At 59.3% G+C, this 11,791-nt stretch carries 9 protein-coding genes; 2 read left to right on the forward strand and 7 right to left on the reverse strand.

The genetic code is table 11. The features are described 5' to 3' along the window. Positions 1 to 5: 5 nt before the first annotated feature. The 4 genes from K1X75_08290 to K1X75_08305 form a co-directional block, all read right to left on the reverse strand. Positions 6 to 1,280 carry a hypothetical protein gene (locus K1X75_08290; protein ID MBX7058053.1) on the reverse strand — a complete coding sequence of 425 codons (1,275 nt, stop codon included), beginning with the start codon at positions 1,278 to 1,280 and terminating at the stop codon, positions 6 to 8. Then, positions 1,277 to 2,341 (reverse strand): 3-deoxy-D-arabino-heptulosonate 7-phosphate synthase, encoded by a 1,065-nt coding sequence (locus K1X75_08295; GenBank protein MBX7058054.1) that lies wholly within the window; start codon positions 2,339 to 2,341, stop codon positions 1,277 to 1,279. The genes K1X75_08290 and K1X75_08295 overlap by 4 nt, the downstream gene beginning before the upstream one ends. Before the next feature lie 69 nt (positions 2,342 to 2,410). Then, positions 2,411 to 3,847, reverse strand: coding sequence for a hypothetical protein (locus K1X75_08300; GenBank protein ID MBX7058055.1), 1,437 nt, complete (start codon positions 3,845 to 3,847; stop codon positions 2,411 to 2,413). Between the two features lie 24 nt (positions 3,848 to 3,871). Further along, on the reverse strand, positions 3,872 to 4,432 hold the full coding sequence (locus tag K1X75_08305) for a DNA primase (GenBank protein MBX7058056.1): 561 nt from the start codon (positions 4,430 to 4,432) through the stop codon (positions 3,872 to 3,874). Positions 4,433 to 4,536: 104 nt separating this feature from the next. Here K1X75_08305 and K1X75_08310 point away from each other — a divergent pair, with 104 nt between their 5' ends. Both K1X75_08310 and K1X75_08315 read left to right on the forward strand, forming a co-directional pair. Then, complete coding sequence (locus tag K1X75_08310) at positions 4,537 to 5,172, forward strand: TlpA family protein disulfide reductase (protein MBX7058057.1); 636 nt, start codon at positions 4,537 to 4,539, stop codon at positions 5,170 to 5,172. A gap of 6 nt (positions 5,173 to 5,178) precedes the next feature. Next, a complete protein-coding gene (locus K1X75_08315) occupies positions 5,179 to 6,093 on the forward strand; it encodes a glycosyltransferase family 2 protein (GenBank protein MBX7058058.1) in 915 nt (304 codons plus the stop codon). Between the two features lie 59 nt (positions 6,094 to 6,152). On the opposite strand, the gene K1X75_08320 is transcribed toward K1X75_08315, so the two are convergent. From K1X75_08320 to K1X75_08330, 3 genes are read right to left on the reverse strand one after another with little or no spacing between them, the layout of a single operon-like run. After that, positions 6,153 to 8,885, reverse strand: a complete 2,733-nt coding sequence (locus K1X75_08320) for a response regulator (GenBank protein ID MBX7058059.1) — start codon at positions 8,883 to 8,885, stop codon at positions 6,153 to 6,155. Further along, complete coding sequence (locus K1X75_08325; GenBank protein MBX7058060.1) at positions 8,830 to 10,590, reverse strand: glycerol-3-phosphate dehydrogenase/oxidase; 1,761 nt, start codon at positions 10,588 to 10,590, stop codon at positions 8,830 to 8,832. Before K1X75_08325 ends, K1X75_08320 begins: the two co-directional genes overlap by 56 nt. Before the next feature lie 29 nt (positions 10,591 to 10,619). Next, positions 10,620 to 11,783, reverse strand: coding sequence for a MaoC family dehydratase (locus K1X75_08330; GenBank protein ID MBX7058061.1), 1,164 nt, complete (start codon positions 11,781 to 11,783; stop codon positions 10,620 to 10,622). Positions 11,784 to 11,791 lie beyond the last annotated feature (8 nt).

Below are 11,791 nucleotides of genomic sequence, written 5' to 3' on the forward strand. Positions count from 1 at the left end.
CTGACTCAAAAGGCGAGGATCAGTCCGGCCACAGCGCCGGTCATCATAGTGGAAAGCACGCCGGAAACAATGGAGCGCAATCCCATGCCCACGATCTCACTGCGCCGTTCAGGCGCCATGGCGCCCATGCCGCCAATCATGATGCCCAGCGATGCGAAATTTGCGAAGCCGCACAAGGCATAGGCCAGGATTACGCGGCTGCGTTCGCTGAGCGCTTCCGTCGGCGTTTGCCCCAGTTGAATGTAGGCCAGAAACTCATTGAGTACAACCTTAACGCCCATCAGTTCGCCGCCAATGCGCGCCTCCTGCCAGGGAACGCCCATCAGCCAGACCAGCGGCTGCATAATTGCGCCCAGACCGCCTTGCAGGGTCCAGGCGGCAAGCTCCGTTCCAAAGAGCCCGTTGATTACTCCGGACAGCGCGCCAAGCATCTGGTTGATCAGATGAACAAGCGCCACCAACACCACCAGCATGGCAATGATGTTCAACCACAGTTTCAAGCCATCGAGAGCGCCATGAGTAATCGCATCCATGGCGCCGGTAGCAGGGTGCTCTTCAATCAGATGACCGTGCGTGATTTCTCCGCTTTCCGGAACCATGATTCGCGCAATCACGATGCCCGCTGGCGCACTGATGATTGAAGCGACCAGCAAATGACCGAGCGCCGACGCGCCAAGCACCGGCGTCAATATGCTGGCGTAGAGCACCATAACCGTTCCGGCAATGGTTGCCATGCCGGCGGTCATCACGATAAAAAGCTCGGAACGCGTCATCTTGTTCAGATAGGGCCGAATGAACAGGGGCGCCTCCACCATCCCGACAAAGATATTGGCTGCCGCGCTCACCCCGACCGCGCCGCCGACGCGCAAAGTCTTTTGCAGCGCCCAGCTGAAACCGCGAACTACGATCGGCAAGATCTTCCAGTAGAAAAGCAAAGAAGCAAGCGCGCTGATTACCATCACAATGGGCAGCGCTTGAAAGGCCAGAATGAAGGTTGAACCCGGCGGCGGTTCGGCAAAGGGTAGCGGCGCCCCGCCCAGGTAGCCAAAGACAAAGCTTGTGCCGGCGGCAGTTGCAGTGCTGAGCGCCTCCACTACATGGTTGAGCGAACGAAGCCCATTTCGAAATGCTTCGACCTTCAATAGAATTAGCGCGAGCAGCAGCTGGAGCGCCAGTCCAGGCAGGACAACGCGCCATTCAAATTTGCGGCGATTCTCGCTGAACAACCAGGCGATGGCGCAGAAGGCGGCCAATCCCAACAAGCTCTGTAGTGCATTCATACGACGGCCTCCTGCGGCAAATAGCTCTGGTATTTCCGGCGCAGTTCAAAAATCTGCTGCGCGTCGCGCACCAGAGAAGCCAGCGTTTGCGGCGTGATGGCTTGCTTCGGATCGTCGCCAATGCCCTTCAGCGGTTCAACGTGGCATTCGATGCACAAGCCATCGGCGCCATAGGCCATGGCCGCCAGCGCTGCCTGCGGCGCATAAGCGGCTTTGCCCACGGAATGCGATGGATCGACCACGACCGGGGCCCAGGTCTTCTGTTTGAGCAGCGGGGTAATGCTTTCGTCAGGGAAGTTGCGGTAGCCGTCCACGGCCGGAACGGTGCCGCGCGGGCAGAGCAGAACATTGGCGTTGCCGCCGGCCACAATGTACTCAGCGGCGCAAATGAATTCGCTGATTGTTCCCATGTGCAGACTGCGCTTCAAGAGCACCAGCGTCCCGCGCGCTGCGGTAAGCTCGCCAACCTTGCGCAGCAGGCTGTAGTTCAAGGCATTGCGAGCTCCAATCTGCAACATGTCGGCGCCGGCATCGACGGCGATGCGCAGTTGCTCTTCGTCCATGACTTCGGTATTGACCGGCAGCCCGGTTTCTTCCCGGGCGCGCATCAGGATTTCAATGGTGCGGGCGTTGCCCTGGTAACTGTGCGGACTGGTGCGCGGCTTCCAAACGCCGCCGCGCAAAAAATGGGCGCCTGCTTCTTTGACAGCGTGTGCAGTTTCCAGAAAGTATTCGGGATGCCGGGGGTCGATTGTGCAGTGTCCGGCAACAACCAGCAGATCCTTGCCCAGCTGCCGCCCGTTGGCGACGATTCGGCGTTTGCCCAACTCCGTTTTGGAATCCATCAATTTGTAGGGCGATTGGATTGTGTCTACCCGCGAAACGTAGGGCAGGCCTTCAATTCTGTTGATCATCAATTCATGACGTTCATCGCCGCGAATCGCATAGATGGTGCGCGTGGCGCCAGGGATGGGCGTCAGGGTGCATTCAAAATCGGCAAGTACGGCGGAAACTTCGCGCAATTGTTCTTCGTTGAATCGATCGGCCCTGGGAATGATCATTTCGGTTTCTCTGGCAGAGGAGGCGACTTCAATGCACGCTTCGAACTGACAATGTAGAGCGCAGAGTACTCAGCGGCCGCGACGGGAAAAGATTTTTTCATCCTTTGTCTCGAAATCATGCGCCCGGCGCAGCATCTGACGCCAGCGCGACAGGGCCGCCGGTGCAATGGCGTGCTCTCGTTGCAGCGAAGCGCTGAAGTCAGGCCAGTGCCGCAGCAGGAAGTCGGCGAACTCCTTGCGTGGGTAGCTTTGCACAGGCAGCGCAGTCGGCGCCGCAGCGAGACGTCCAATGCGTTCAGCGACTGCCGCGCCTGTCCAGATTTCAAGGCCGGCGCTCTGTGCCATGCTCTGCATCCCCTGAATCGCCAGTTGCGCCCGCCTGGAGTTTGACCGACGGTAGGCCTGAGGGCGATAGCCGGCGACGGGCTGCAGACGCGAGGCCCGCCAGCGAGCAAATTCGCTGTAACCGCTGCCAGGCGTATGGGAAAGTCCGCTGCGTTCCTCGAAGCTGGCGCCGGCCAAAGCAAGCGCAGCGCTCCCTGTTGCGCGGGCGGCCAGCAACGCCAGTCCCAGGGCATTGCGCGTTTCATTGCGAAATTCCTCAACGCTCTTGAGCGGTCCGGCGGCCAGCCATTGATCGACAGGGAGGCTACTGCGATAAAAGATCAGCGATTCTGTACATGACTCAAGCGATGGCGAACCAGCCAACCAGCTCAAAGTGCGCGGAAGCGCAAGGGAGCGCTGCAGAGCTGCGCCGAGGTGATAGTTTGTCGCCGCGCCGCTGTCGATGGAGAGCGCCAGATCGGGGCGCAGACCGGCGGCCAGCAGCGGCGCAACGGCGGTGTCTACTGCTACCACATAGAAGCGGCGGCGCTCCTGGCGCAGCAGCGCCTGCAGCGGCGCCAGATCATCGAAAAGCGTCGGCGCGGCGCCGCAATAGAGCGTCAGCGGCGAAGGGCGTTGCAAAGGCGCCGACGCTTGCAAGAATTCAATGGCGCCTGGCTGACAGAGTCGTCGCAAGGCATGCCACAGCCATTGCTGGATAAAGCGCCGTTTGGCTGATTCATCCACGTCTCCCTGAAGCGCCGATTGAAGTTCCAGAGCCAGCGCTGGCAGCATGCGACCGTAGGCCGGATGCACTTCAATTCGTACTTTGCCTGGGGGTAGCGCACTGCGCAGGCTGGCCGTATCAAAAAAAAGCGCCAGCTGCAGTTCCTGCAGCGTTTGCAGTCGATCGCTTGCTCGCCAGAATGCCAGGACCTCAGCAAGCGGTTCGAAAAAGTAAAGGTTCTTTCTGGCGAGGGGACTTAGCTCTGCGGCCGCCTCCAGCAGGTAACCCCAGCCAAGGCCGGCAACCAGCAGCGGACCTCTTTCCGGTTCGACCTGATTCAGAAAACGCAGCGCTTCTTGCTTCGGATTGCGCCGCGAATGCAGCGCACGCCCCTGCCACTCGATGTTTACGCCGCCGTCCGGATTTTTCGCCAGCCGTAGCGGCGCGGCGTCCATCACTTCGCTGCGGCCAGGGCGGCCTCAGTCCTCGTCGCCTTCGAGCTCGCCCTCTTCGGGCTCTTCTTCATCATCGTCGCCAAGCAGCGGACCTTCATCCTCGTCTTCGTCGTCGTCGAAGTCGCTGGAGTCGGAATCTTCTTCCTCCTCCTCTTCATCCTCGTCCTCGTCTTCATCTTCGCTATCGTCGTCGAAGTCAGAATCGGAGGATTCGTCCTCTTCTTCATCGCCGAATTCGTTCTCTTCTTCCTCTCCATCGAGAGGACGCAGCGGTCGATCGGGCGGCGGCGGCGGCGGCTCTTCGCCTGCGGGCCCAAAGATTCCATCGAGCTGGCTGCGCGGGGATGGGCCGAGTTCTTCTTCCAGCGCCAGGCGTTCTTCCTCGCTGATGAAATCCCATTGTACGAGCTGGTCGTGCAATGCGGTCAGGGCTTTTACGGCCGGCTTCCTGTTTTGAACCTTTTTGGGTAGATCGATTTGCTCGATCATATCAATGACTTCAAAGGCGGCAACCGTCGTAGCGTACTTCTGGTCGCGCGAAAGTTCCAGTAAGCGTGAAATCTCGAATTCTTTGGAAGAGGACATTCGTGTTCCTAGCCGGATAGGGCCATCGTGTTCTGCAAACCTGTCAGATTTGGTGGACGGAGCGCCTGGTCAATCGGTTTCTGACCAGCACCGCCATGCAGCTAATGCTTCGGCCCGCAGGCCTGTTTTCTCTACTATTTCTGGCGCTGGCGGCCGCCCAGTGCCGCCCGGCAGCACACAGCGCCTTTGGCGTCGGCAGCTGGCAGGGGCGCAGCCCCGAGGGTCGGATTCTGCGCCTGGCGGAGCTGCAAACGCCCGCCCTGATTCTCAATTTCTACAGCCCCACCTGCGCGCCCTGCATTGCTGAGCTGCCAGCGCTCAACGCGCTCTATCGGGAGGCCCGCTCCCGGGGAGCGAAGATGTTTCTGGCCGTAGAGCTGGACCCGGAAGAGTTCCAGATCGCTCTCGCGCCTGCAGCCAGCGAGGAGGAGCGCTTCCAGGCGGTTGTGGCCCGGCTGCGCCAGGACGTTGTCCGCTATCATATTGAGCCGCCGATTCTGATCATGGACCCCGATTTTCGTATCGATCCGTCTTCCGGCCTGATCACCGGGACGCCGGAGACTCTTTTCTTTCGGACGGCGCCTCTACGGCTCGACTATAACTTTATCGGGCCGATTACTACCGCGCGCGATGGCGCGACCATTGCCGCCGACACGCGCTACCAGTTTGCAGTGCGGGCGCTAACCCGCGTGCTCTCCGCGGCGTCGCCGTCCAGCGAAGCGTACTCTTCTGCAATGTAGGGCGCCATGGTTGCCAGAGCAAGAAAGCAACTGGAGCGGAACCAAAGCGTGCTGCTTTCTGCAGCGATCATCACCTACAACGAAGAACGGCGATTGCGCGAGTGCCTGGACTCCGTGCATGGCTTTTGCGACGAAGTGCTTGTGCTTGATAGCTTCTCGACCGACGCAACAGAGCGTATCGCTCGCGAGTATTCGCGGGTGCGTTTTTTGCGACACGCCTTCGATGGGCATGTGCAGCAAAAAAATCGGGCTATTGAGCTGTGCCGGGGTCGCTGGGTATTCAGCCTGGATGCCGATGAGCGAGTAACGCCGGAGCTGGCGCAGTCCATTTCCAAATTCATCCAGGCCCATCCCGAAGAGCGCGGCGCTCGAGTTCGGCGCTTGAATCTGCATATGGGCAGACGAATCAAGCACAGCGGCTGGTACGGCGCGCGCACCCGGTTGATTCGCAAAGGCCAGGGACAGTGGGGCGGTGAAAATCCGCATGACGCTTTGTATCTGGCCGGCGATCGGCCATCGCAAGCCAATCGCAGCGGGCCAATCCTTGCCGGCGATCTGGTTCACCTGAGCTTCCGCGATTTATCCGATCAGGTGGATACCATCAACAAATTCTCCAGCATCGTCGCTTTTACTCGCGCCAGCCGCGGCAAGAGCTACCGCCTGCTGGCCATGTTGCTCAAGCCGCCCATAAAATTTCTGGAAATCTATGTCTTCAAATTGGGTCTGTTGGACGGCATGCCCGGCTTTTCCATAGCTATGGCCAGCGCCTTTTCCACCTTTTTGAAGTGGGCCAAATTATGGGAGCTGCAACGCAGCGGCCTGGAGCGTCCTTCCAATTTGCGCGCCGACTACCAGGCGCAGCAGAAACCTGGCGAGGCGAAAAATGTAGCGCCAGTTGGCCGGCGGCGACGGGCGCGTTGATCGGCCTCGCGGCTCAGTCCCGGCCCCAAAACCCCATCCGTGGAGTTTTGGGACCGGCTCTAATGCAAATTGGCTTCTCTTTCGGCGCTGAATTTGTGGAGGGCTTCGCTCAATTCGCGCGCGCGGAAAGGCTTGGTCAGTGCGGCATCAAAGCCGTAGCGCGCCGCATCGGCAATCACCGGATCATTGGAGTAGCCGCTGGAAACAACGAATCGCGCCCGCGAAGATATAGCCTGCATTCGCCGCGCCGCCTCAAGGCCGCCCATTCCGCCGGGTATAGTCAGATCCAGCAACACAACATCGAAGGCCTGACCCTTTTCAAAGGCCTGCTGGTAGCGGGCTACTGCGCCGGCGCCGTCGGCGGCATCCTCGACGCTGTAACCGAGGCGTTCCAGAATCGATCGAAGCGTCTCGCGAATTTCGGCTTCATCGTCCAGCAGTAGAATGCGGCCGCTTCCCTTGCGCAGCACGGCTTGTGGCGCGGCGGCGGCCGGAGCTGCGCCGGGCTGCGCCGGCAAATAGAGCAAGAATGTTGCGCCCTCGCCGCTGCGCGAAAGTACGCGGATATGCCCGTCATGCCGCTTGATGATGGAATAGCAGCTGGCCAGTCCAAGACCGGTGCCGCCTTCCTTGGTTGTGAAGTAAGGATCGAAGATATGGTCCAGATGCTCGGGCGCAATCCCGGGTCCTTCGTCGCTCAATTCAATTACTACATAGTGATCGGCGGGTAGCAGCGGATCGCGCTGCGTCAGGGCGCGCTGATCCAGATTTCGCAGGCCGAGGCGCAGGCGGCCGCCGGAGGGCATTGCCTGCACAGCGTTGAGCGCAAGATTATTGATCACGTGGCTGATCTGTGATTCATCGACATCGGCCGGCCAGATATCGTCCGGCAGGTCATAGTGAGCGCTCACCCGGCTGCCGCGCAGCGTAAAGTCAACGGTATCATGCAGTACTTCAGCAAGCGACGTGATGCGTTTAACCGGGGCTCCGCCTTTGGCAAAAGTCAATAGCTGCTGCGTCAGGTCGCGTGCGCGCAGACAGGCCCGCTCGGCGTCTTCCAGGCGCTTCTGGATTGCTGGCGCTGCCGGCGCGTCCATCTGCGCCAGCGATAGATTGTTCTGGATGGCCGCCAGAATGTTGTTGAAATCGTGTGCGATGCCTCCGGCAAGAATGCCCAGGGCATCAAGCGATTGAACGCGCCGCAGCTCGCGTTCGGTGCGAACCTCCTCGGTTACATCGCGCATTACCAGTACGGCGCCAATGATCTGACGAGCATCGTTGTGCAGCGGATTGGCCCGACAGCTCACAAATAGTTCAGTTCGATCGGTATTGCTGCGCAAGCGTAAGAGACATCGATAGTACTCGAGCGGTTCGCCGCGCTTCAGCGTCTGGTGCAGCGGATCGGGCAGCAGCGCCTGGCTGCGCTCCTCCAGAAACTCGCAGAATTCGTTCAGTTCGTAGAGGCCGTTCAATCCCTGGCGTCCGATCCCCAGCAGCCGCCGAGCCACGACATTCAACGAAAAAATCATGCCGCTCTGGTCGCAGGTGATAACGCCATCGGAAATGCTGCCCAGCGTCACGGACTGCCATTCCTTTTCCTGAATCAGCGCCAGCTCCGCCTGCTTGCGCCCGGTGATGTCGTTGGCCACGCCCAGAATTTGCTGGGGGATGCCCTCCGGCGTTACAGCATAGACCAATTCACGTACAGCAAGCCAGCGTAAGTCGTGTTCCGGGCGTTCCAGACGCACTTCTGATTCGTGTATTTCGCCCAGAACGCCATGCTGCAGGAATTCCAATCGTCGTTTATCCGGCGATTCCAGATCGAGGGCGCGTCGAAATTTGTGGCCATCAAGGGTCATCAACTCTGCGACGCTCTCGCCGATGATTTGCTCGGATTGTCGATTGATATAGTATGGCTTAGCTTCTTGCAAATGGTAGATGTAGAGAATGGCTGGCGCCGCTTCCATCAATCCATGTAGAAAGCGCCGATTTTCCTGCATCGACTGGTCGGTCTGTTTGCGCGCCGTGATGTCGCCGAAACTGCCAGATACAATCCAGGTGCGGCCGCTGGAGTCGCGGGTCCCTGCGGCGGTGGTGTGCAGCCAGCGAACCTCGCCATCCAGGTGTACGGTGCGGTGGATGATGTCCAGCAGCGGCGACTCGCCATCGATCAGGGCCTGCACCTCCCTGGCGAAAGTGTCACGATCTTCAGGATGGATCAGGGCCCGAAACTGGGCCATGGTCGTTGGCAGCTGGTCGGCGCCCTGTCCAAAAACAGGGCCGGCGCGCGGCGAAAAGCTCAGGCGATCCGCATTGACGTCCCAATGCCAGAAGCCATCCATCAGGAGTCGGCCGGCTAGCGGCGCCCAATCCTCTGCTCGCACCAGCGCCTGCTCGCGCCGTTGGCGGAGCTGCGCCAGTTCGAGAGCCGTGTAAAGCTCCTGTTCGTTGATCGGTTTGGGAATGTAGCCGAAGGGATCGACGCTCTTGGCGCGCTGGAAGGTAGCGGGGTCGCTGTAACTGGCCAAAAAAATCAGCGGAGTCTTGCGACTCTGGCGAATTGCCGCTGCAGCCTGGATTCCGTCCATCGCGCCGGGCAGCGAGATATCCATCAAGATCAGGTCCGGCTGGTAGAGGGCGGCTTTTTCAATGGCCTCCTCGCCGCTGGAAGCCGCGGCAGCCACATGGTAGCCAAAGCTCTCCAGCAGATGCTTTAGATGGAAGAGAACAATGGACTCATCTTCGACGATGAGAACGGAGACGTGCGGCTTCGCCTGTGGATTTTCGGCCATTGCTGCTGGGAAGGGCCGAAAGCGCGGCCATGCGATTCTTGTAGAATTCGCGAACAGCGCGCAATTCCTTTTGCTTGCGCGCCGATTTCCAGGATAGCAGTCGCGCCGCACGATCGGCAATGCGCCCCAGGGCGCGTTCCTCCGGCTGCCCGAAAGACCCCATCAGCAATCGCCGGCAAACGATATCTTTCAGTGTCAATGCCGACTCGTTGAGCACGGCAAAGTCGATCTCAGCCATTACATCAAAGACGCCCGCACCCTGGCTGATGCGTTCGCCCAGCTTTGGATTTTCGCGAATCAACTCCAGCAGGGCCTCATGACGGACGCCGTAAGTCGTAATCAAGTGCCGATGAACCTCGGGCGCCAGGCGCGGCGTTGAATGGCGGCGCAGCGCAGTTTCGATATATTCCTCGGCGGAGGCCCCAAACGCTGGCGCTGAAATGAGCGCTTTGTTGCGCGTATGTGCGCGAACGGAGCGTCGGCTGGCCAATTCGGGCCGCTGCAATAGATGATGCACCACGTCCTCGCCCAGTCGCCGCGAGGTGGTCCATTTTCCGCCGGCGACGGAAAGGAAGCCATCGAAACCGTGATCGGTGTGATCGTATATTTCCGATTTGCGCGAGGCGCGATAGGTGCTCTTGCCAGAGAAAACCAGCGGGCGAATGCCGATTGGAATAAATCGAATATGCTTCTTTTCCAGCGGCGCCCCGCTCAGGGTTTCATTAACATCGCCAAACAGTTGTTGTACCTCTTCGGCGCGAGGCGCGACCCGATCCGGATGGTCCTGGTAAGACATGTCCGTCGGTCCGGTCAGCGCGAAGCGGTTCCACGGAACGGAAAAGAAATGTCGGCCGGAGGGAGTGCGGAATAGAATGCCATGGCCGCTTTTTAAGAAACTGTCGCTCAGGAAGTGAATTCCCGTGCTGCGCGATAGCGAGGTCTCCGGCGTTTCTTCCACCATGCCAAGCACCAGATCCATCCAGGGGCCGGTGGCATTTACAAAGAGTTTGCCGCGTACTTTGTATTTCTTGTTGGTCAGTGTATCGCGAAATTCAACGGCCCGGAGTCGCTTACGATCCAGATTGCGGGCAACGTCGAATGCAAAGACTTCAGCATGGTTGTAGAGCAGAGCGCCATCGCGCGCCGCTGTCATCGCCCAGTCCATAGCCAGTCGTTCCGGAAACAGGCTCTTGTAGTCATGAAAGAGGAAGGCGCCGCGCAGTCCTTCCATTGGCACGGTTGGCTCCAGGCGAGCGACCTCATCTGCTGAAAGCCAGCGATGGCGCGGAATCCGCTTATCTTTGGGCACGCCCCAGTTGCGATCGAAGGCCAGGGTGTCATAGAAATACATCCCCAGCTGGATCAGCAATCGGCCCGGTTTGCTGTCGGCGTACATCGGGAAGAGCAGCGGCAAGGGCATCACCAGGTGCGGCGCGGCGCAACCCAGAATGCGTCGCTCAGCCAGCGACTCCCGCACCAGGCCGAATTCATAGTTTTGAAGATAGCGAAAGCCGCCATGAATCAGCTTGGAGGTGCCAGCGCTGGTGGCATTGGCAAAATCGTTCTTTTCCAGGAGGCAGGTCTTCAGGCTGCGCACGGCGCACTCGCGGGCGATGGCAATGCCGGTGATGCCCCCGCCAACGATGACTACGTCGAACTCTTGATCGAGTCTGCCAAAATCGCGATCCAATCGGGTGATGCTCACAGTAGGCGAACCTCAATTATATATACGGATCAACTGCGCTTTTTGATCAAGACCCGGCGCTCAATTTCGAAGATCTTCTCTGGGATCTTTTCCTTGCCCATGTCTTTCTTGTCGTTTTCTTTGATGAACAGGTCTGCGCCAAAGCGCTGCAAAGCCTCAGGCGTTTTGATATTTTTGACGCCAATCAACTGCATCTGTACCACGCCGGCGCCGGCAATCGGGCCCTCTTCGCAAGATAGGATCCGGGTGATGGCGCCGACGGTATCGCCGGAGATGGCCGGCTGCGTGTGGTAGCCTTCGTTATAGCCCAGATCCCACAGCATATTCTCGGTTACGTCGCGACTGGCTAGACCTGCCAGCCAGCCAAAGACCAATCCGCCGTAGACGATTGGTTCTCCGCTCATTGGACCGGAAAGTCCCTGGGAATAGAGGCGATCGTAATGCAGCGGATGCGTGTTGCCCATGCGGTAGGTCCAGGGTACATGCTCATCGGTGATGGTGCGCATATTCTTGTGAACGATGATCTGGCCCGGTTTGAAGTTCTCGAAGTAGGTTTGCGGCCAGGTATGCCACTGAAATTCCGCGGCGGGCGCGTGCAGCTCTGGCAGTTCAACGCGCGGCGCCGATATTTCCGGAAAGGGGGCGCCCGGATCGCCATGGCGCGGCTCGCCTGACTTACGCGGAGGGATCATGATCTTGCGCTCATATTGCAGCACAACCTCCTGGCGTTGATTGATGCCCAGCGTGCGCACGTGAACGATTCCCGGCTTGCCTTCGCCGCGCTCCTTTCTGGACAGGGCCTTTGACCGGGCTGTGATGGTATCGCCAGGATAGACGGGCCTTAAAAAAGCGACATTGTAATAGCCCAGATTGGCCATCGCCTTCTCGCTGTTGTTCTGTACGCCAAGCGAAAGCACAACGTTGAAGGTCTGCAGCGGATGGACCAGCATATCGCTGAAGCCATGAGCCTGCGCATATGGCGCCGAAAGAAAGAGCGGATTGGCCTCGTGGAAAACCGTTGAGAATTCCTGAGCGAAAGAGCGGTCGATGGTAAAGGCCCGGGGATGAATGAAGACATCGCCGGCGCGAAAATCATCCAGATACCGTCCGTACTCTGGCGCACTGACCTGATCCAGGGCGGCCGCCTTGCCCGGCGCCAGTTCTTGCAGCGGTTTCCAGTCAAATTGGGCCATAGAGCACG

The sequence above is a fragment of the Leptospirales bacterium genome (genome assembly GCA_019694655.1).
GTDB lineage: Bacteria > Spirochaetota > Leptospiria > Leptospirales > Leptonemataceae > SSF53.

What these genes read in the sequence shown, in the direction of transcription:
- K1X75_08330 (MBX7058061.1), bottom strand. Translation starts at nt 11,783, where the DNA reads ATGGCCCAATTTGACTGGAAACCGCTGCAAGAACTGGCGCCGGGCAAG.
- K1X75_08295 (MBX7058054.1), bottom strand. Translation starts at nt 2,341, where the DNA reads ATGATCATTCCCAGGGCCGATCGATTCAACGAAGAACAATTGCGCGAA.
- K1X75_08310 (MBX7058057.1), top strand. Translation starts at nt 4,537, where the DNA reads ATGCTTCGGCCCGCAGGCCTGTTTTCTCTACTATTTCTGGCGCTGGCG.
- K1X75_08320 (MBX7058059.1), bottom strand. Translation starts at nt 8,885, where the DNA reads ATGGCCGAAAATCCACAGGCGAAGCCGCACGTCTCCGTTCTCATCGTC.
- K1X75_08300 (MBX7058055.1), bottom strand. Translation starts at nt 3,847, where the DNA reads ATGGACGCCGCGCCGCTACGGCTGGCGAAAAATCCGGACGGCGGCGTA.
- K1X75_08315 (MBX7058058.1), top strand. Translation starts at nt 5,179, where the DNA reads ATGGTTGCCAGAGCAAGAAAGCAACTGGAGCGGAACCAAAGCGTGCTG.
- K1X75_08290 (MBX7058053.1), bottom strand. Translation starts at nt 1,280, where the DNA reads ATGAATGCACTACAGAGCTTGTTGGGATTGGCCGCCTTCTGCGCCATC.
- K1X75_08305 (MBX7058056.1), bottom strand. Translation starts at nt 4,432, where the DNA reads ATGTCCTCTTCCAAAGAATTCGAGATTTCACGCTTACTGGAACTTTCG.